Source organism: Rhodopirellula sp. JB055 (genome assembly GCF_043100905.1).
In the GTDB taxonomy this organism is placed as follows: Bacteria; Planctomycetota; Planctomycetia; order Pirellulales; family Pirellulaceae; genus Rhodopirellula.
The window spans coordinates 1-20,670 of the sequence record NZ_JBICHO010000092.1; the positions used below are offsets into that span (position 1 = coordinate 1).

Annotated in this window: 17 protein-coding genes; 8 read left to right on the forward strand and 9 right to left on the reverse strand. The window is 55.7% G+C overall.

The genetic code is table 11. The features are described 5' to 3' along the window. Positions 1–248: 248 nt before the first annotated feature. Positions 249–800, reverse strand: a complete 552-nt coding sequence (locus tag ACF8AM_RS03590; RefSeq protein ID WP_392554314.1) for a hypothetical protein — start codon at positions 798–800, stop codon at positions 249–251. A gap of 333 nt (positions 801–1,133) precedes the next feature. Between ACF8AM_RS03590 and ACF8AM_RS03595 the strand changes: the two genes are divergently transcribed. Together ACF8AM_RS03595 and ACF8AM_RS03600 are read left to right on the forward strand one after the other, a co-directional pair. Beyond that, a complete protein-coding gene (locus ACF8AM_RS03595) occupies positions 1,134–1,532 on the forward strand; it encodes a hypothetical protein (protein WP_392554315.1) in 399 nt (132 codons plus the stop codon). Positions 1,533–1,640: 108 nt separating this feature from the next. Further along, positions 1,641–1,973, forward strand: coding sequence for a DUF952 domain-containing protein (locus ACF8AM_RS03600; protein WP_392554316.1), 333 nt, complete (start codon positions 1,641–1,643; stop codon positions 1,971–1,973). Positions 1,974–2,113: 140 nt separating this feature from the next. Here the strand turns inward: ACF8AM_RS03600 and ACF8AM_RS03605 are convergent, their stop codons facing one another. Beyond that, on the reverse strand, positions 2,114–2,707 hold the full coding sequence (locus tag ACF8AM_RS03605; RefSeq protein ID WP_392554317.1) for a DNA-3-methyladenine glycosylase I: 594 nt from the start codon (positions 2,705–2,707) through the stop codon (positions 2,114–2,116). 36 nt (positions 2,708–2,743) lie between these two features. Further along, a complete protein-coding gene (locus ACF8AM_RS03610) occupies positions 2,744–3,985 on the reverse strand; it encodes a cell surface protein (protein WP_392554318.1) in 1,242 nt (413 codons plus the stop codon). Positions 3,986–4,407: 422 nt separating this feature from the next. Between ACF8AM_RS03610 and ACF8AM_RS03615 the strand changes: the two genes are divergently transcribed. After that, positions 4,408–4,824: a DUF6384 family protein gene (locus tag ACF8AM_RS03615; protein WP_392554319.1), complete on the forward strand. Its 417-nt coding sequence runs from the start codon at positions 4,408–4,410 to the stop codon at positions 4,822–4,824. A 98-nt stretch (positions 4,825–4,922) separates the two neighbouring features. After that, on the forward strand, positions 4,923–6,341 hold the full coding sequence (locus ACF8AM_RS03620) for a hypothetical protein (protein ID WP_392554320.1): 1,419 nt from the start codon (positions 4,923–4,925) through the stop codon (positions 6,339–6,341). A 124-nt stretch (positions 6,342–6,465) separates the two neighbouring features. Here the strand turns inward: ACF8AM_RS03620 and ACF8AM_RS03625 are convergent, their stop codons facing one another. From ACF8AM_RS03625 to ACF8AM_RS03640, 4 genes are all read right to left on the reverse strand, one after another. After that, positions 6,466–6,810 (reverse strand): hypothetical protein, encoded by a 345-nt coding sequence (locus ACF8AM_RS03625; RefSeq protein WP_392554321.1) that lies wholly within the window; start codon positions 6,808–6,810, stop codon positions 6,466–6,468. 289 nt (positions 6,811–7,099) lie between these two features. Beyond that, a complete protein-coding gene (locus ACF8AM_RS03630; RefSeq protein WP_392554322.1) occupies positions 7,100–7,873 on the reverse strand; it encodes a proteasome-type protease in 774 nt (257 codons plus the stop codon). Further along, positions 7,870–8,712: a transglutaminase family protein gene (locus tag ACF8AM_RS03635; protein ID WP_392554323.1), complete on the reverse strand. Its 843-nt coding sequence runs from the start codon at positions 8,710–8,712 to the stop codon at positions 7,870–7,872. The genes ACF8AM_RS03630 and ACF8AM_RS03635 overlap by 4 nt, the downstream gene beginning before the upstream one ends. A gap of 222 nt (positions 8,713–8,934) precedes the next feature. Then, entirely contained in the window at positions 8,935–9,159 is a 225-nt protein-coding gene (locus ACF8AM_RS03640; protein WP_392554324.1) for a hypothetical protein, read from the reverse strand. Positions 9,160–9,254: 95 nt separating this feature from the next. Between ACF8AM_RS03640 and ACF8AM_RS03645 the strand changes: the two genes are divergently transcribed. Then, complete coding sequence (locus ACF8AM_RS03645) at positions 9,255–10,052, forward strand: BPL-N domain-containing protein (RefSeq protein ID WP_392554325.1); 798 nt, start codon at positions 9,255–9,257, stop codon at positions 10,050–10,052. A gap of 312 nt (positions 10,053–10,364) precedes the next feature. On the opposite strand, the gene ACF8AM_RS03650 is transcribed toward ACF8AM_RS03645, so the two are convergent. Continuing rightward, a complete protein-coding gene (locus ACF8AM_RS03650; protein ID WP_392554326.1) occupies positions 10,365–12,173 on the reverse strand; it encodes a peptidylprolyl isomerase in 1,809 nt (602 codons plus the stop codon). 162 nt (positions 12,174–12,335) lie between these two features. Then, on the reverse strand, positions 12,336–15,152 hold the full coding sequence (gene treZ / locus ACF8AM_RS03655) for a malto-oligosyltrehalose trehalohydrolase (protein WP_392554327.1): 2,817 nt from the start codon (positions 15,150–15,152) through the stop codon (positions 12,336–12,338). A 79-nt stretch (positions 15,153–15,231) separates the two neighbouring features. Between treZ and ACF8AM_RS03660 the strand changes: the two genes are divergently transcribed. The 3 genes from ACF8AM_RS03660 to ACF8AM_RS03670 are packed head-to-tail and all read left to right on the forward strand — an operon-like array spanning position 15,232 to position 20,625. Beyond that, complete coding sequence (locus ACF8AM_RS03660; RefSeq protein ID WP_392554328.1) at positions 15,232–16,260, forward strand: carbohydrate kinase; 1,029 nt, start codon at positions 15,232–15,234, stop codon at positions 16,258–16,260. A gap of 41 nt (positions 16,261–16,301) precedes the next feature. Continuing rightward, positions 16,302–18,617 carry an HAD family hydrolase gene (locus tag ACF8AM_RS03665; protein WP_392554329.1) on the forward strand — a complete coding sequence of 772 codons (2,316 nt, stop codon included), beginning with the start codon at positions 16,302–16,304 and terminating at the stop codon, positions 18,615–18,617. A 25-nt stretch (positions 18,618–18,642) separates the two neighbouring features. Then, positions 18,643–20,625, forward strand: coding sequence for an alpha-amylase family glycosyl hydrolase (locus tag ACF8AM_RS03670; RefSeq protein WP_392554330.1), 1,983 nt, complete (start codon positions 18,643–18,645; stop codon positions 20,623–20,625). Positions 20,626–20,670 lie beyond the last annotated feature (45 nt).

A 20,670-nucleotide genomic window follows, 5' to 3' on the forward strand; every position in this document is an offset into this window, starting at 1 on the left:
TTCGTCATCGTCGTCTTCCCAGGTCCAGTCCATCGACCAATCATTGCGCGAGTGGTTCGTAACGATCGTCATCGTAGCGATGCCAGTGGATTTGCACGACCTGACGAATCCAAACGGAGAAGGAGCGAGCCACTGAGGACACAAAAAACCGCCGCAAGCGATCAACACTTGGGCGGTTCAGTTTGTTATTTCGAGAAGCTCGGGGCGCGAGCTCGTAGGAAACTCGGGCTCCGAGTTTTCTGATTCAATCAGTTCAACATTTGCTTGACTTCGGACATCACTGCAGCGACGTCCACTTTGTCAGCATCGAATTCGTGGCGAGCAACAACTTGCGAGTCGTTGGCGATCACGACGGTGACTTGAGCGTCGGACAGTTTGTAGTTGGCAGGACCGTTTTTGTCCTTGGCAACCACGACGGGCACGTTTTTGCCAGCCATTTTTTTGCCTTGGCTTTTCAAGTTGTCAGCTTTGTCGCCGAACAGCGTTACGAAGCCTTTCAGTTGAGCGTCTCCGTTGGCAGCAACAGCGGAGTCGATTTCCTTGACCAATTTGGCGACGGGTTCACCGGTTTGGCGTGCGAAGACCATGACCATGGGGCGGGAACCATACTTGCAGCGATAGCACAGAGCTTCGCCAGCTTCGACACCATCATCTTCTGCACCAGCGACCTTGGTCACGTAGAACGCGCCGATTGGGTCGCCCTGGCAGAGTCCTTTGTCAGCGGTGGCAGGGTCTGCAGCGAACGCAGCGGGGATTGCCATTGCACAGGCCAAGGCGGCAGTCAAAAACAAACGCGACATCAAGCTTCTCCGTTTGAAGCGAGGATACTTTGCGAGGTCAGACAGAGCTGCCTGAAAATCCTCGCGAGGGGGAACAAGTACATTGTAGGGTCAATGACGATTGCACCAATTGGTCCGCCATTGTACGCACCCAATGTGCGAAAAAATTTCGCGACGTGGGTCAGCACTCTTGATTATTCTGTCCTCCATGCCGGGAGGCTAGTGAGGATCACTCCGATTGTAGGGTGTTGTTTCCTGGCAATGGACTCAAACTGATAGCAAGGTTTCCCCCAGACGCAAAATTGCGTTGAAAGTTACAGCGTGTACCTACTCCTTACCTGTTAGGAATTTCCAATGAATTTCGCTCGTTTCTTTGCCGCTGCTGCGGTTGCCGTTTGTATCTCGTCCGCTTCGACCGCCAGCGCTTGTGGCCTGCTCGGCTGTGGCAGCGACTGCTGCGAACCAGCTCCCGTGTGCTGCGAAGCTCCTGCACCCGTTTGCTGCGAACCTGCTCCTGTGTGCTGCCCACCAGCTCCTGTGAAGGTTTCGTGGTGTGTCAAGAATCCTTTGACTTGCTGCCCCGTTGAAGTCAGCGCCTGCGTTCCTGCTTGCTGCGAAAACGTGGTCCCAGAATTGGTTTGCTGCAAAAAAGGTTTCTTGGGCCGCAAGGTCATGACCTTCAGCTTCCCTTGCTGTGACGTTTGCGTGGACGTCGTCTTCACGCCACTGGGCCGTGTCATCGTTCGCGACTGAATTTGATCCAGCGGGTGGACTCATTGCTCCGCCACAATTGAACCACGTCTCTCAGACGACTACAAAGCCGGTTGATACCATCAACCGGCTTTTTCTATGCGCAGTGCCATGTCCAACGATTCAGCGTCCAATCACTCACCCTCCATCGTTTGCAAAATCGCCACCCAGACGCAATGGGAGCAGATGCAATCCACCGGAAAGCTTCCTCCAGCACCGATCGATGTGGCAGACGGCTTCATTCATTTGTCGAGTGAACAACAAGTCCCCGGAACGTTGGCGGCTCACTTCGCCGGCCAAAGCGGTTTGGTCGTGCTGCATATTCGTGTCACTGACATCGAAGAGAATCTACGCTGGGAAAAATCTCGCGGCGGTGAACTGTTCCCGCATCTCTACGCCGAGCTTTCGCTCTCAGCCGTGGAGCGGGCTGAATCGGTGGTTTGATGATTTGGCACCCAAACCGTATCTAGCTTTTCGTGATCACGGCATGCAGAGCAGTGAGCAGTCCTTACGCCCTCGAAGCCTGAGCGTGTAGATCTCAGGCGGCAGATCCATGCTGGTCTCCTTCCGCGAGATCGGGCGGATCACATCGATCGGATCAAGGCATGTCGATGGCAGCCAACCAGATGATCGTTGACCATGCCGGTTGCCTGCATCAGAGCATAACAGGTCGTGGGACCGACGAATTTCCAACCTGCCTTCTTCAGCACGCGACTCATCTTGCTTGACTCGTCGGTGATCGCGGGGACTTGATCGAGCCTTCGATAGACCCGTCGCTTCTGAGGAGCGAACTGCCAAAGCAACTCGGCAAGCGACTCGCCTTTGTCCAGCATGGCGGTCATCGTTTGAGCGTTTTGAATCGCGGATTCAATTTTGGCTCGGTTTCGGATGATCCGCGAATCAATCATCAGTCGCTCGACATCGGATGGAGTGAACTTCGCGAGCCGACGCGGCTCAAAGCCAGCGAAGCGTTCCCGGAACGCTTCGCGGCGTTTCAAGATCGTGATCCACGACAGGCCGCATTGGAAACCTTCCAAGCAGATCTTTTCAAACAGACACAGATCGTCTCGAACAGGGACGCCCCACTCATTGTCGTGATAGCGGATGTAGTCCGCGTCGGTGCCGCACCAGCCGCAGCGAGCGTTGCCTTCTTCGTCGGAGAGGAGATCTTGTGGCACGTCGCTGGGCTGTTGCTCAACGGAATGAAAACAGGTCTACAGCAGCGATTCGCCGCGAGCGTAGCGGCCGAGGGTTTGTTGGTACTTCTTCTTGCCCTCTTCGACGCTTTGGCGAATCGCTTTGGTGCTTTCCTCGCTTTCTTTACGAAGTTCTGCGATCATTTGCAGCGATTCGATTTGGAAACCGCTGATTGCATCGACCAATTTCTGCACCGATTCGGGGTCGATCGTGCTTCCATAGCCAGCTTTCAAAGCAGCCCGTTCCAGTTCACGCCCCAAACCGGCGATGTCTTCCAAGCCCTTGTTCACGCCTTCTTTCATGGCCTCGGTGGCCTGGGTGACTTCGTGCAAACCATGTTGGCTGGTGTAGACCGTGCCCAGAATGGTGAAGACGTGTTCGTTGGTTGTGAAGAACGTCACGGCGCGTCGAAACACACGTTCCTTCACATCGTGAGTCTGTTTCAGTTTGGTGATCAGCGTTTCGCCAACGTCGTAGCCAACTTCGAGGTTCTCGGCAATATCCTTGAGCAATTGGTACGTTTTGTCTTCTTCCTCAAACTTGTGGCGGGCTTCGTCGCGTCGCAGCTCCAATTGACTCTTCCCGCCCTGGTCTTCTCCCGCGTAGTTGTCGAGGGCTTCTTGCGCGGACGCCAAACCGTCTTTGGCAGCTTCCAAGATAGGAGCGTGGGTGTCCAGCAATTCGCGAGCGAGCACCTCGGCTTCTTTGAGTGCGAATCGGAAATCGATGTACGCGTCCATGATCTGTTCTTCGACCTGCAGCGCGTCTTTGGTGTCTTTGGCGACATCACCGTAGACTTCCGAAATTTTTTCAAAGCGATCACTGGGGGTTCCACGGCGGATCTTCATCCACCAGTTCGAAACCTTTTCGGTGCCGCTGATCTTGCCATCGTCCAATTGGGCAATCAGGCGTTTGCTGTCCTCACGCACCGAATCGAACATTTGGGTGATGTCCATGTAGCGGTTGCCGATCTGAACGGATTCGATGTTGTCACGCACGAGCGCGTTGAAGGAACTCATGTGCTTGATCACATCTGCAATCGCCAGCACCTTGGCTTCGTCGAGATGCCGAACCCCTTCCAGCAAGCTGAGCAATTCTTGAGGGGCGGTGTTCTCGGACGTTCCGAATTTCTTCAGCGTTTCGAGGGCGCTGTCGAGGTATTGCCGCATGGACTGAGTGTCACGCTGCGTCGCCGGAGCGGCTGGCGTGGTTTGTTGGGCGGACTCTGCTGGAGCAGACGCTTTGGCTTGCTGGCTCATGACCAAGAACTCGTGCGTAAATATAGAAACGTGAAAAGGAAACTCGCTCGGATCGAATGCATCCAAAGCGGGATGATTCGTTCCAAAGATTGTAACACTGCCCCTCTTGGCAGATTTTGTCCGCCAATCAGGCGCATCAATTTGATCGCGTCGATCGGGCATTTCGGCGAGACCTGCCCGTCAGTTTGCGACGTTCAGGACTGGGAAAGTCGATTCAAGGATCCCGATGGCTAGATTACGTTGCTCTGCGACGAGGGGCAATCATACGAAAGCGGAACAGACCACTCCCGCGATCCCGCAACGCAGCGATACAATCGATTCCGCCGCCGGCGAAAATTTCGACTGATTCGTCGCGCCTCGTGGATTGCCTTGAACGGCCTTTTACGATCCAAGCCAACTTTCTCTTCTCCGTACCATTCATCATGGCCAACGCTCAAGCACAGGCGACCGCACCGTCCACCATGGAACAGTTGCGAGAACGACGCGCTGCGACCAAATTACCGGGCGAAGACCTGACGATTGCGGAAACCTTGCGTGTCATGGACGTGGCTCGCGAATTGCGGGACCGGCGATCGACCGCCGAGGAAATGTTTCGTTCGGACGATGTCCGTATTCAATTGCGTGAAAAGTTGATGCGAACCGCAGCGTTGTCGGGAGACAACGTCAGTGCGGCAGAGATTGACGCGGCGATTGATCAATACCTTGCCAATCTTCACACTTATGAAGCTCCGAAACCCGGGTTCAAAAAGTTCGCTGCTTATTGCTGGATCTGGCGTACGCGAATCGCCATGGCAGCAACGGCGGCGGCCGCCGCGGGGGCTTGGTATTTTTTCTCGTAGAACAATCGCTCCATTGGGAATGCGCCCGCTGCCAATTCGTTTCTCTCGCACACGTTTCTTTTTTTGCTCACACGATCCTTTCGCCCCCTCGTCTCGCCATGCCGCTGACCGGACCCACCGTCCATCAACAACTGCTGACTGCCTACAACCAGGCCGCTGCGAAACTGGAACAGCTCCGTTCTCAGTTGGGCGATTTTCAGTCCACCCAAGATTCGTTGCAGAATCAGCGAGATGAAACGCTGCGCAGTTTGGCTCAGCACTACTTGCCGGAGTTGACCACCGAAGCAATCCAGGAAACTTGGTCGGAAGTGCGGCCGTCCATGACCGAGATCCTGTTGCGAAAACAGGACCATGCAAGGCGATTGCATGAGGACTTGGAAGCTGACACGCACGGGCGTGAAACGCAGGAGGCTGCGCTGGCTCAGTTGAATGAATCGATTGAAGCGGCGGAGGCGAAGCAAGAAGAGTTGATCGCCGCGGTGGAGCAAACGCTTCGCGATAACCCCGGCTTCGTCGCTTTGTCGGATCGTGCCGCAATGGCTGAGGCGGCGCTCGAACGCGCCGAGGCGAACTTGGATGAGATCAGCCAAGACGCTGCGCGAAAGTTGCCCGCTTACGAAGAGTGCAATCTGTTCTGCTATTTGAAAGATCGGAAGTTTGGGACGCCTGAGTACACCCACCGTGGGTTCACTCGGCGGATGGACCGCATGGTTGCCAAGTTGACGAATTTCCATGAATCCAAACGCAACTACGATTACCTGAAAACCACGCCGGAAACGATGCGGACGATCATCGCGGAAGATCGCGAGGCACTTGAGATCGTGATGGAAGAACTGGAGCAGTACCGTGACGATGCTGCTGAACAGCACGGACTGGATCGACACCTTCGCGAGGTGCGGGCTCTGCATCGGCAACGCGATGCAACGATCAAGGACCTGGAAGAATGGACGCGTCGATGTGAGGATACCCAGGCGAAGCTGACTGAGTTGGAAACGCCGCAATGCTCGTACTACCAAGAAGCGATCGAGCTGTTTCGTGGCATGTTGGACCGGACAGACACGCATGAACTTCGGCAGCAAGCCCGCCGGACGCCGGAGATCACGGACGATCAAATTGTCGCATCGCTCCGCGGGATTGAAACTCGAATGGACCAAACCGAGTTGTCGAGCAATCGGCATCAAGATGAGATGATGGATCAGCAACAAATCCATCAAGCGATCGGGCGACTGATCCAGCGGTTCCGAGCGTCGGGTTACGAGCAAGCTCGTTGTCAGTTTTCAGACATGCTGGACGTGTTGACGCCGCTTGATCGAGCCCGGACGGCGCACGATGTGGATGACCTGTGGAATTCGATTCGGCGGATGCAGAGTTGGGGACCGACCGCGATGGATCGGGTCACGAACGTTGCGACACACCCAATGACACAGGTTCTCGTCAACGCGATGGCGCACGCTGCCGCCGGTGCCATGAGCGAACGAGCTCGCCGGGCAGGCCGCCGCTCCCGCCGTCGTCGCTAGGGGCTGCTTACGGCGCCCGCCAGGCGTGGATTGCGGCCACTCGCCCCCATCATTTGGGCACCGTTATGAAATCGTTTCTTGACGAACCGATCCATCTTTCGTGAACGCTGCCCCAGCCAGCATTTCATTGATCATCGTCGAGGTCTTGATTCAGGAGTCGCTTCGTGCGTTCTGCGGCAGCATCCAACAAAGAATCGGTTTTCTTGGTCGCTGTTTTTGAAAGCCTATCGGCGTCCATCTTTTGGATGGTCTCAATCGCCTTGTCAGCGCTCGTGCTGAGGACGGGCTGAACTTCGTCAGCGAAGGATTGGAATCGAGCTTCCATGCGTTCCGCCGTTTGGATGCCGCGTTCTGCTTTGGGCAGCAGGCCAAAGAGCAAGGTGCAAGTCGCCAATACCATCACGATTAAGTTCGCAGCGAGCAATCGAATAACCCAAGTCAGTTTGGCTGATGTTTCGGCGTCAGTCATGATGATGCTTTTTCGAAAGGAGGCGAATTCGCGACGGAGAGCAGACGCGAATGGGCGGTGACTTGAAGCCTTTCGACACCGAGTTTGCAACGTTTCTCGATCGACACGTTCGATTGCAAGGAAAGTCATTGCGACCAAGATGTTTCTCGTTGCTGCTGGTTGCGGAGATTGCAGAAGCACACTCGATCGAAGCGGCTTCCAGGTTCTAGCGGACGCCATTTTCGGATGGGCGACACGGCGGAATCAACCCGGGGAGGCAGCGATGTTCATCAAACCGTGACAAGGACGCTCATTGCTGCTGCTGTTGTTGTTGCTGCATCGGTTGGTTGGTGCCAAACGATGATGGGATGGCCAACAGGTCATTGGCCCATTGCATCGGGAGTTGGGTCAACGCGTCTCTCAAAGTGGTCGACCACCATGCCGTTGTGGTGGCCAAATCGGCTTCCGAGTACCGCCGGAACGTCGGCGCGGTGGATTGGTTCGATAGGACTGCGACATCGATGGGGTAGTCGACGTCTGTGACGCTGGTGCGAGTGGCGTCAAATGCGAGCGGAGCCAGTCCCACGGCGGAACGTAGCGGAGTCTCGTAGGTCAGCAGTCGGTCCAAAATGGGTTTGCCGTAGTACGTCCTACCAATTATGAAGTACGGTGCGTCTTCGGCCGCTTCGATCCAATTGCCTTCCGGATAAACGTAGAACAACTGGGGAGCGACATCGGAGTTCAGGCGTCCGCCGATGATCGCGTGCGAGTTGAATTTGTGGTTGGTCGATTGTAGGGCCGCTCCATCTTCTGCTTTCACGCGGCGTATTTGCTCTCCGAATCGGTTCACGATTTGGTACAGACGGTTCACATCGGCTGAGTCGTTTCGAAGTGACTCGTCCAGGTAGGTGATCGCTTTATCGCGAACCGAACGCAGGCCGCTTGTCATGGTGAACAGGCTTTGCCCGTTGTGCTGGAACTCCGCCAGTTTCTGTTTGTTGGATTGTTCGCTGCCGCGGACGATTCGAGTGTCCGCCAGGGCCACAATCCCTTCACGGACTTTGATTCCGATACAAAATGTCATGCGCTGCTGACCGCCGTTTCGACATTGGATGGGTCGAGCAGGTCATCGTTGGATTGCTGCTCTTTCGCCCAGACTTCCATTTCCACGCTGGTGGCACTGCCGCGAATGGTGCTGAATGCCGCGTCCGCTGCATCCCGGCCCGTGCTGATTCGAACCAGGCCTCCGACGGGGGCCAGTCGAGTTGCATCAAACAGGAACCATCGTCCGTCCAGGTAGGCTTCGAAGAAGCCATGGAAGTCAGGCGGACTCAAGTTGACCGCGTAACCGGAAACGTACCGAGCAGGGATACCCATGGCCCGGCACAGGCTAATCGCAACGTGGGAGAAGTCACGGCAGACGCCTTTCTTCAATTGCAATGCATCGCGAGCCGTCGTGGTCGGGCCTGTGCTGCCTGGCGTGTACGCCAGTTCTTCGTAGGTCCAGTTGCAGATGGCTGTCACGCGAGAATAGCCCGGCAGCAAATGTCCGAATTGTTGCATTGCGAAATCGAGCAATTCGTCTGATTCGCAGTAGCGACTCGGGTTGAGGTAGGTCAGCACGTCCGCGGGCAGTTGCTCGTAAGGGGTTTCGCCGACCTCAGTGGCAGCGGCTTGTTCGGCGTTCAGATCGACCGTCGCGCTGTAGTGGATTTCCAGATCCCCGGGCGGGACCGAGAGGCGAACGAGGCGGTTGCCAAGAGGACCGACTGCACACTCTTGGATCCGGTGGAATGGCTGGACCTGAAAAGATTCCTCGACAATCGGTTGGTGTTCGTTCTCTGCCACCGAAATGTTGAACAGGAACGTGGTGGGCGATTTGACTTGATAAACGATTCGGCTGCCGACTTTGATTTGGTTCATAAAGCGGTCATTTTTTTAGAGATGGTGTGGTTTCGTCGACCCGAGACCGCGACGGTGGTAAGCACGTGAGCGGGAGTCATTGGGCTTGATCACGTAGCGGCGTCTCTCCGAGACGCTGTCATTTGCGAGTCTCAGAGAGACTCGTCTACGTGAGGTTTTGCCCGATCATTCCTGCCAAGGGGCTTAGCGAGCGCGGTTCAGTTGGTGACGAGCAACGTTTTGTCAACTGAAGGGCGGCAATTTGGTTGCTTGAAAAACGGCGACGTGTGTCGAGAAGTGAGCGGGAAGCAAAGTGTGTGCCGATTCTCGGCGCAAGTCACTCCCTTTTTTAAGTTTCTCGATATAGGAGGCGACATAGTCGCTCGCGGTGATGCCGCGAAGGTGTTCGGCGATCAAGTCCAGTGCCAGATCGTCCAGCTTTTTAAACCGTATGCATGATTTCCCCATGTCTATCTCGAAACTACACTTCGCTGCGTGCCGGAGAGCTTCACCGTGAAGAATCTGACTCCGCGTGCCAGGGGCAAAACTTGGAATGAAATTCAATGAATGAACAGCAATCAATCACGATTCTAAGGGGTGGCAAGCAGGTCCTGGCGTTCAGCTTGGTTCTCTGTTTTCTGGCTTTGTCCGGCAGTTCGGTTGCAGCCGACGGAAGCATTCGGGTGGCGGTGTTTGGGGGCAGCGGAACGGGGGGCAGTTCCGAAAAATTGGTTCGAGCGTTTGGGAAAAGCTCCGCTGAACGTTACGCCATCGAACGGATTTCGGCGGAAGAGATTGTGGCCGGCAAACTCGCTGAATTTGATGTGCTCGTTCATCCGGGCGGAAGTGGCAGCAAGCAGGGGCATGCACTTGGGGAACAGGGCCGTGCGGAGGTTCGTGATTTCGTTCGGAAGGGCGGTGGGTTCCTCGGCGTTTGTGCGGGAGCCTATTTGGCAACCAATGACTATTCATGGTCACTCAATCTGATCGACGCCAAGGTCGTTGATCGGCAACATTGGGCTCGGGGCACCGGTGAGGTGGAGTTGCAACTTTCCGAGGCAGCCGCTGCCTTCTTTGGCGTGGAGAACCCAAAGGCGGAGATCTTCTATGCCCAAGGGCCATTGCTTGGCCGGCGAGAGTGGGATGATCCAGGCGTGCCTGACTACGAAAGCCTCGCGATTTACTCAGGTGAGATTGCGAAGAAGGGAGCGCCGAAGGGTGTGATGAAAGGAACCTCGGCGGCGGTGCGATGTGAATACGGAGACGGCCGCGTGTTTTGCTTCGGCCCTCATCCGGAGTTGACCAAGGGGCTGGAACACTGGATCCCAACGGTCGTGGACTGGCTGGCGAATGATTCGTGATTTGTCAAAGTGAAGAGTGAGGGGGCGCCGTAGGGGACGAGTCCTTGGTTTTGACGCCAGTTCAGGACTCGTCGCCTCGTCCACTCCCCTCAAAAAGAGGTCGTGACAGACCATTAGCGAGAAGCGATGGCTCAGGCGCACATTATCAATCCTGATTGCAAGTGACTCTTTGGACGCAGTGATCGGATGTTAAGAGTCGGGCGTTAAGAGCGTGACGTTAGGAGCCGGGCACAAAAAAAGCCACACCGGGATGACGAGCATCCGGGCGTGGCTGATGTTTCCATCAAGGGAACGCAAAAGCGTTCGTGGCGATCAGCGAGTGCTTTGGGGTTCGCTCGCGACGCGTGGGATCTCTTTCGCGACCACGAAGAAGTTGTCGATCTCAGCGGTTTGCTTGAGTTCGTCGTACTTCAATCCCATTGCCACGTTCATCTTCTTTTCGATCAACACGTTGCTTAGTTCTTCTTGCACGGCGTTGAAGTCCGAAACAACGGGTTCGGTGAACCCTTGGCAACGCAGGATGATGTACTTGTCACCGGTTGCGATGATTCCGCTGAGGTCGCCCGGCTTCATTTGAGAGACTTCCTTTTCCACAGCAGGTTGGCCACCGTGTTTGCGAATCGGTGGGACCTTGCCGAAGTTGCTGGAGGAAACAGGTTCGATGCTGTATTGGTTCGCCAGTTGCCCAAAGAATTGGTCGGTTGGGTTGTCACGAGCCATCTCCCAAACCTTTTGAGCACTGCGCTGATCGGACAAGACGCAGGCCAGGACTTCTGCGCGAGGTCCGTAGTGCGATTCAAATCCTTCTTGGAGGTCTTGCTGGGTCAGTGTGGTTTCGTCTTCGACCAGTTTCTTCAAAGCGACGCTCGGCCAAACCACGTCTTCAATGTAGACCTCACGGGTACCGGGGCCACCTTCGAGCACGGCGGCGAACCAGCCTTCAATGTCGGCGGCACCGTTTGCATTCATGTAACCGAAGCTGATCGCGGCTCGTTCGACTTCCGCTTTCAAGTCAGCCTCCGTGACTTTCTTGCCAGCTTTCGCCAAAGCTTGCGTGAGAAGTTTGCGGTTGATCTCGCCTTCCAGAACGCTTTCACCATGTCGTTTCATGCATTCGGCGGCCACGTTTGCGATCGAAACTTGTTGTCCATTGATGATGGCTGCGACGCCGGGGTACTTGGCCGATGCTTCCGCATCTCCGAGAACCTTGACCACTTGGGCTTGTTTTTGAAGTTGGGCGAACAGTTGGCTGGCGGCCGTTTTCATCTTTTCATCGCGAATCCGGTCGTTGATTTGTTCTTTGATCGCGGGCAGGGCCTGTGGAGCGGGCTGGCTCGCTGGCATCCGACGAACGGCCTGCAAGAACATCCAGTGGTCGCCAACGGGCAGGATTTCCGAGACTTCGTCCACATCCAAAGCGAAGGCGGCGTCTTCGATGGCTTGGTCGCCCATGTAGCGGCGAATGGGTGGAATCAAACCGCCGACGCTGGCGCTGGTGGGGTCTTCGCTGAATTCTTTGGCCAGCCGAGCGAAGCTGCTTGGTTCGGCAACGGCTTGGGCATGCAATTGGGTCGCTTGTGATTTGTCTTGCACCATCACCATGCGGCACTTGATCGCTTCTCCATACTGCGAAACAAAGACGCGGTTGAATTCTTCTTGGGTCACAACGACTTCGTCGGCCACCAGCTTTCGCAGAGCCAACATCGGCCAGATGATCTCACGGCTGTATTGGTCGGGGGTGATGTCTCGTTCTTCCTGCAGCAGTTGCAGGTAGCTTTCGACGTTCAGGCCAAACTTCTTGGCGACACGGTGGATTTCGGTGCGAACTTCTTCGCTGGTGACACCCAGTCCACGGCGTTTGCATTCTTGCAAGATCAGGTGCCGGTTGATCATGTTGTCCAGCACGTCGGTTCCGTATCGCTGAACACTTGCTTCGGCCAGCGAGTCACGCGAAATGGGATCCGCGTTGACCACCGCAACGACCGAGTTTTCCGCCGCTTCGACTCGCATGGTCGAAACGCCGCCCAGGATCGCCGCAATGGCAGCGGTGAGCACAATGGCTCGACGAATGAAGTTGCGGGAAGACGTTGGGGGCAACGTCAAACGTGAATGCGTGGTCATTTTCGGACATTCCTTTATCCGGGTGATTTTGGTCCTGAAGCAGCGACTTTAGGAAAATCGGATTTTTGCCTCAAGTTCAATCAAACCACGGTTTTCGACAAAGCAGTGTCAAAATGATCGCTGGCAATGGAAGTCTGGGTGGTTCACGCGAGGCAGCAAAGGTTACGCGTCCGCTGCGTCGTTTTCGAAGTAACAGATGCGAGCGTGATTGGGCAGCAATCCATCGGGCACCGGTTCGCCGAACGCCTCCATGGAATCCGCGAGCAATCGCCACGATTCGGGGCCTGCCCCTTCCGGTGCGGCTGGTAATGGATCAACGGGTGACGCTTCGTCGGGGGTTAGGGATCCATCGAGAGGCGACAGGCGGACCATGACCTGCAACGCCTGATGTTCGGCCCGATAGCTGAGCGAATACAGGTTGGCTTCGCGGTTGACGTCCACGCTGAAATTTTCTGGCGAAAGAAGTCCCGTCTCGACAAATTGTTTGCGGATCGAGATCAGGGTCTTGTACCAGTTTCGCATCGTTTCGCTGCCTGATTCAGCGCTGCCAATCACAGAGGATCGCATGGCCTGTTCGTCGGTGGGGAGCACGCCGTCGCTCCAATCGTGCTGCGGGTACTCACGTTTTCGACCTCGAACGACGGCTCGTTGCAATCGCGGGTCACCAAAGTCGACGAAGAATTGGAATGGGTTGGGCGAAGCAAATTCCTCTCCCATGAATAGCATTGGAATGGACGGCAGCAGGATTGCCAGAGCCACCGCAGCAGCCTGAGTTTCCGGTGAAGTCAGTTGATGCAACCGCATGCCGGTGGGATGGTTGCCGATGAAGTCGTGATTCTGGATGCAGATGATGGACGACCGGGTGTCGATCCGTTGCAGCATTCCGTTGGTGTCCAACGTCGGGGTGGACTCGCGACCTCGGTCACCACGAACGTCGCCTGCGAAAACGAATCCGCGACGCAGCGTTTGTTCCAAATCGCTGCCGGGTGAGTAGATTCGTTGTGTCAGTTGCTCGTTCGGTCGAACGGTTGCGAACATGCTGTGCACAAAGTCATCGCTCCACTGCGCGTCGAACCCGGTGCCGCCTTCGCTGAGCGGTTTGACCATCGCAGCATCGTAGACGTTGGTTTCCGCGATCAGCCATACGCGACGGTCGGCTTGATCGGACCAGCGTCGAATCTCTTCGCTCATCTGTGTCGTGATGTGTTTGGGCGAATCGTCTTTCATGCAGTGGATCGCGTCGACACGAAGTCCATCCAGATTGTATTCATTGAGCCACATGATGGCGTTGTCGATCACAAACCGACGAACGATGTCACCTCGTTTGGGATCATCAAAGTTGGGGGCAGCTCCCCAGACGGTGTTGTGTTTGCGAGAGGTGTACGGACCGAACTCGGACCAGTAGTTGCCTTCCGGACCAAAGTGGTTGTAGACAACGTCGATCATCACCAGCAGCCCGCGGGCGTGTGCCGCGTCGATGAACTGGCGGAACTCATTGGGAGTTCCAAACGCGGTCATCGGTGCATACCAATGAGTGCCGTCGTATCCCCAGTTCCAACGCCCTGCACAAGCGGCAATCGGCATCAATTCAATTGCGGTGATGCCCAGGTCCACCAGTTCATCCAAGCGGTCGATGGCGGCCAGGTATGTTCCTTCTTCGGTGAACGTGCCAAGGTGCAATTCGTAGATGATCAGCTCATCCAGTTTGCTGGCGGCGTTTGCGGCGGTGGCTTGAAATGAAAATTGTTTGTCGACGACGGCCGATGGGCCATGGACGCCCTCGGGTTGATAGCGTGAGGCTGGGTCTGGGAACGCAGGCAGCAGCATGTCAACGTTCAGTTTCGCGTCGACATCATCAAAGGCATCCGCAGCTTCCTTGGGCACGAATCGATATTGATAACGGGTGCCATCGAAGACGCCGTCCACGACGCAGCGATGAAAGCCTCGGTCTTCGCGTTGCATGCGGATCAATCGATCGGGCAAGACTTCCAAAATCACGCGTTTGTGTTTGGGAGCCCACACGGTGAACTCCGCTCGGTTGGCCGCGATCAAGCGGGCTCCCCAAGGAATGGATTCTGAAAACGCAATTGAATCAGTTCTCTCCGCTTCATCGGCGTCAGGTGAATCAAGCAGTCCGAACCAGCGGGCTCCTTCCAGCACTCCCGATGTGCTGGTCCCCTTTGTCAAACGCAGGCGGTCAGCCCATCCGGCGGTGCGATGCGCGTCGGCGACTTGACGAGCGATATGGCGATTCGCATTGCCAACGACGACGGCGCGGTACCCAGCGATCAAGGCCGCGGTGTCATTGCCAGAGTCACCACAGAATACAATTTGTTCGGGTTGAAGATCATGTTGCTCGCACCACCAATGCAGTGCGAAGGCTTTGGAGGCTCCTCGTGGCAGAACGTCCACCAAGCCGTCGTTGTTGAACGGGTCAATGCTGCTGACGATGCTGCACGGAAGTTCGTGCAGCTTGAGGTAGTCTTCCACGGCTTGATGGCAAGCATCCAGTTCCTCCGCCGGCACGTAGTAGCTCCATTTGTGCCGACCTTGCTTGAACGATTCCTGCAAGGTGAAGTCAGCGAGTTCACCGATCGCTTCGCGATGTTTCTCGATGTCGATGTCCCCGAGGACTTCATCCAGGATCTTTTCGTAGGCCGATTCGCGAACGTAGCCGCCGTTGCCATCGGCTTGGTAGATGCTGACTCCGACGTCGCACAATATCCATTGAGGTTTGGGCAGGTCGAATTCACCGATTGCGTCTCGCACCGAATCGAAGTGGCGTCCGGTGACAAAGACCAAAGGCACATCGGTCGCTTCGAGTTGCTCTCGAATTTGTCGCATCGATTCTAAGGCGGCATCATCCCCTTCGAGAGGCAGGAAAGTCCCGTCCAAATCCGTTGCCAAGACTTTTGCCGGTAAAGACGTCATTGAAACCGTTCGTGCGGAGCCAAGGTTGGATGCGATCGTGGAATTCATCGTGTAAGATTGGGCGTTGTCGCGTGAAGATGATGTTTCGATTCTCTGTCAGTTCGCTTCTCAAGGATTACAACGCACGATGACCGATTCGTCGATTGCCCGCAGTCAAGTTCCACCGGCAGGCGTTGCAATCATCGTGGGCGAGGTCCTGTGGGATTGTTTTCCCGATCGTCGTGTCTTGGGAGGCGCACCGCTCAATGTGGCTTGGAATCTAGCCGGTTTTGGGTTGGAACCTTTGTTCGTCAGTGCTGTTGGAGATGATGAGCTGGGCAACGAAATTCTCAGTCGTATGCGTGACTGGGGAATGTCCACCGACGCGGTCGCGGTGCTGCCCGGAGTGACAACCGGCACGGTGGCAGTGACGCTCAAAGATGGCGAGCCGCAGTACGAAATCGTGGGTGGGGTGGCCTACGATCAGATTCCCGTGCCGAGTGAGTCGGTGCTGATGGCGGTCAAAGATCGAATTCGCGAAGCCGCCCAGCAAGGTCTGCCGTCACTGCTGTATCACGGCACGTTGGCGTACCGAAGTCCATCCAATCGAGAAACCATTCATCAGCTTCGCGATTATTTCGCGGACGGCGAGACAGACCGGATCGACGTGTTCTTCGACATCAATGTTCGCAAACCGCACTACGAAGTGGCTTGGTTGGATGACCTGATGCCTGGCGCTGGTTTGGTCAAGTTGAACGAAGACGAAATGAGCGATCTGGCCGGTCGCGAATTGTCCAACTCGGATGATCGGCAATCGGCGGCACGTGAATTGCTAAAGACTTATCCCAACCTCAAATGCTTACTGGTGACGCTCGGCGCCGACGGTGCGGAGTGTCATTTGAGTGAATCCTATCAGGCAAGCGGCGGCGGTGATTCGAAACCGATCACCGTGGTTGCTCCGGAACCAGATCCTTTGGTCGATCCGGTTGGTGCCGGGGACGCGTTTGCGTCGGTGGTGATGGCGGGACACTTGAAAGGTCTTCCGGTCGAGCCCACTTTGAACCGTGCGACTCAGTTCGCATCTCAGGTGTGTGGTTTGCCGGGGGCAACGAGCGACGAGACCAGTTTTTATCGGATTGATTTCACCGGCGATCCCCACCGCGTTCCAGATGATTGAACGCAACCGGCGGTCCCGGCCCTTCTATCGACAGGAATAACATGAGTATGCCCGCCAGCGGGACACTTCGCGTCACTTTGCTTAGTTTGCACGGATTGATCCGTGCACGAGATCCCGAGCTTGGAAGAGATGCGGACACAGGAGGACAGATCAAATACGTTCTCGAATTAGCGGAAGAACTTTCGCGTCGAGAAGAAATCGAGTCCGTGGAATTGGTCACGCGGCAAATTTTCGACGATCGGGTCGGGCCGGATTACGCCCAAGTCGAAGAGGTCATCAATCCAAAAGCGAAAATCGTTCGCGTGCCATTTGGGCCAAAACGATATCTCCGCAAAGAAGGCTTGTGGCCTTACCTGGAGACCTTCATCGATCAGATGTTGGGACATTATCGGCGCGTTGGGTTGCCCGATTTGATCCACGGGCACTACGCCGATGCGGGCTACGCGGGCGCTCAGTTGGCTCGTCTTCTTCACGTCCCCTATGTCTTCACTGGGCACTCACTTGGCCGAGTGAAACGCCAGCGTTTGATCGCTGCGTCGCAAGAGTCAAAAACGGCCAAGCCGCCTCGTGATCTGGATAAAAAGTTCAAGTTCACGGTTCGAGAAGAAGCGGAGGAGTTCGCGCTGGAGACCGCTTCGCTGGTGATCACCAGCACCGGCCAAGAAGTCGAAGAACAGTATGCGATCTACGATCACTATCAACCGGATCGGATGGAAGTCATTCCTCCGGGGGTGGATCTTTCCCAGTTTTATCCCGTCGATGAATCCGAGCCGCTGCCGCGAATTCATGATCAGCTCACGCCGTTTTTGAAGGACGCGGAGAAGCCGATGGTGGTCGCCATGGCTCGTCCAGACGAACGCAAGAACATCGAGATGTTGGTTCGCGTGTTCGGTGAGAATCCCAAATTCCGCGAAATCGCGAATTTGGTGTTGGTTCTCGGTTCTCGCGAAGATCTTCGTGAAATGCCTTCTGCGCAACGTCGTGTGCTCACCAACGTGCTGCACTTGATCGATGTCTACGACCTGTATGGTCATGTGGCGTATCCGAAGTCGCATCGCCCCAGCGATGTGCCGGACCTGTACCGATTGACAGCCCGTCGCAAAGGCATCTTCGTCAATCCTGCGTTGACGGAACCGTTTGGGTTGACGCTCCTCGAAGCCGCCGCCAGTGGTGTGCCGATTGTTGCCACCAACGATGGTGGCCCCAGTGACATCATTGCCAATTGCCAAAACGGGTTGCTCATCGATCCACTTTCTCCGGAAGAAATTGAACACGCTTTGATGCGTGGGTTGACCGAGCCCGAACAATGGAAGACTTGGTCTGAAAACGGCATCGAGGGATCTCGAACTCACTACAGTTGGGGCAACCATGTCGACCGTTATCTGCGAGACGTGACGGAGATCATCGAGCAGTCTGCCACCCCGGCGTTGGCTCAATCGGTGGGGCGAACCACGCGTCGGCTACCCGAGTTCGATCGGATCATCATGACCGATCTCGACAACACATTGACGGGGGACGACGACGCCTTGGCGGACTTTGTGGATCTCTTGAACACCGCGGGGCGCGACATTGGGTTTGGGATCGATACGGGCCGCTCGCTCGACGAAGCGATGTCTTTGATCACCGAACTCAATTTGCCCCGGCCGGACGTGCTGTCGGCCGCTGTGGGAACGGAACTGTATTACGGCCAAGACCTCACTCCCGACCTCTCCTGGCGAAAGCAAATCAAGCATCACTGGCAGCCCAAGTTGGTCCACGAAGTGCTTGACGAGGTGCCAGGATTGTTTCTGCAAACGGAAAAGGACCAAACCGAGTTCAAGATCAGTTACCGGATTGACCCGGAAGATTCGCCGTCCGTGGCGCAAATCCGCAAAATGCTCCGTTCGGCGGGACTTCGTGTGAAAGTCGTGTTGTCGCTGGGATCGTTTTTAGACATCATCCCGCTCCGCGGCGGCAGCGAACTGTCGTTGCGGCACCTTGCTTATCGCTGGGGGTTTGAACCCGAGCGATTGCTGGTCGCAGGTGACTGCGGCAATGACGAAGGCATGCTGAAGGGCGGCACGCTGGGCGTTGTGGTCGGGAACTACAGTCCGGAACTCGACAAGCTGCGTCGATTGCCGCGGATTTACTTCGCAGAAGGGCATCACGCTCGCGGGATCATGGAAGGAATCGAGTATTACGATTTCTTGAACCACATTCGGATTCCGAACGATCGGATCGAGCACGAACCCGGAAAGCACCGGACGAGCGAAACGGCAGGCGAGGAAACGAACGAACAACATGACGAACAATCCGCAGGCGAAATGAATGACGACCGCAACACACGTCAATCTTCCGAAACCGCCACGGCATCCTGATTCAGCCCCCGTTCCAGCAGAGAACATGAACGCTACGCACACCAACGCGCTGATGCACGCGGTCCGCAACGGCGTGAAGGATTCGCGTGCACAGAGTGCGCTGAATCGTTTGCTGCCTCGTTTGGAATCGTTTTGGGAAGTCGAAAATGTCTCTCAACGAGAAGCCGACGAAATTCAGTTGCGGATCGTTCAGCACTGGGACGACCTGTTCGGCTACCTAGTGCATTTGTACGGCGACCAATGGGATTTTTTCTATCACCTCGAGCAGATTTTGCTGACAGTCATTCGCGGTTGGCGAATGCGCCCCGAGCAGTTGAAACGCGATGACGAAAACCGAATCAACAACCCAGAGTGGTATCTGTCAGAGAAGTTGGTTGGTGGGGCGCTGTATGTGGACTTGTTTAGTGAGAATCTTGGTGAACTGCGAAAGCAGATCCCCTACTTTCAAGACCTGGGCCTGTCCTACTTGCACCTGATGCCGCTGTTCGCAGTGCGTCCAGGCAACAACGATGGCGGCTACGCGATCAGCAACTATCGAAGCGTGGATCCTCGCGTTGGAACGATCGACGATTTGCGATTGCTCGCCGATGACCTTCGTGAAGCCGGGATCTTGTTGGTGTTGGATTTTGTTTTCAACCACACCGCGGATGATCACTATTGGGCACAACAGGCTCAGTCAGGAAACGAGGAGTATCAAAAGTACTACTTCATCTTCCCCGATCGCACCGTGCCGGACCAATACGAACGCACGCTGCGTGAAATCTTTCCGACCGTTCGTCGTGGGAACTTCACGTGGCATGACGGCATGCAGCAGTGGGTGTGGACAACGTTCAACAGTTTCCAATGGGATTTGAATTATCGAAACCCGGAAGTCTTCCGAGCGATGCTGTCCGAGATGCTGTTCATCGCCAACACGGGAGTCGACTTATTGAGGCTCGACGCGGTCGCGTTCATTTGGAAACAGATGGGAACGAGCTGTGAGAATCTGCCTGAAGCCCACACGCTGATTCGTGCATTCAATTCTTGCGTTCGAATCGCGGCACCAGGGTTGGTTTTCAAGAGCGAAGCGATTGTGCACCCAGACGATGTCGTTCGGTACATCAGTCACAAAGAATGCCAGACCTCGTACAACCCAACGCTGATGGCGTTGATGTGGGAGTCGCTGGCGACTCGGGACACGAAACTTTTGCGACGTTCGCTCGCGCGACGACACAAGTTGCCCGAGCGAACCACTTGGGTGAACTACTTGCGGTGCCATGACGACATTGGTTGGACGTTCGATGATGCAGATGCCGCTGCGGTTGGCATTGAAGCGTTCGGGCATCGACAATTTCTGAATGCGTTTTACACCGGCCAATTCGAAGGCTCGTTCGCTCGCGGGGTCCCGTTTCAACACAACCCTGACAACGGCGACATGCGGATCAGCGGGACGCTTGCATCGCTGGCTGGTTTGGAGCAAGCCATCGAGGCTGAAAGCGATGAATTGAAAGAGCTCGCGATTCGCCGCATCCTGTTGCTCAACGCGATGATGCTCAGCGTCGGTGGGATTCCACTGGTGTACTTGGGAGAAGAGTGGGGAGCACTGAACGATTACGATTTCGTCAAAGACCCAGCGAAAGCTGGCGACACTCGTTGGGTTCACCGTCCCAAGATGCAGTGGGAGTTCTTGGATGAACTCGGTGATGATGGTTCCACTCGCGCTCGGATTTATCGATCGATTCGCAAACTGATTGCGATCCGCAAGATGACGCCCGCGTTTGGCGGATTGGACATGGAGCTGTTGGTACTCGAGTCACCGCACCTGCTTGGCTATGTCCGCCAACACGAAGGCAACCGTGTGATCGTCGTGGCGAACTTCTGTGAGCACCCTCAGCAGATCGACAGCAACCGATTGAGGACGGCTGGGATGGGGCGGTTCTTCGAAGACCTGTACTCCGGTCAGACGATCACAACGTCTCACCCGTTGGAGCTGGGCCCCTACGAATTCATGTGGCTGCACCGAGTCTGATTCATTTGATTCGGCTCACCGGTGTAGCTTCGCACGGACAGTGCA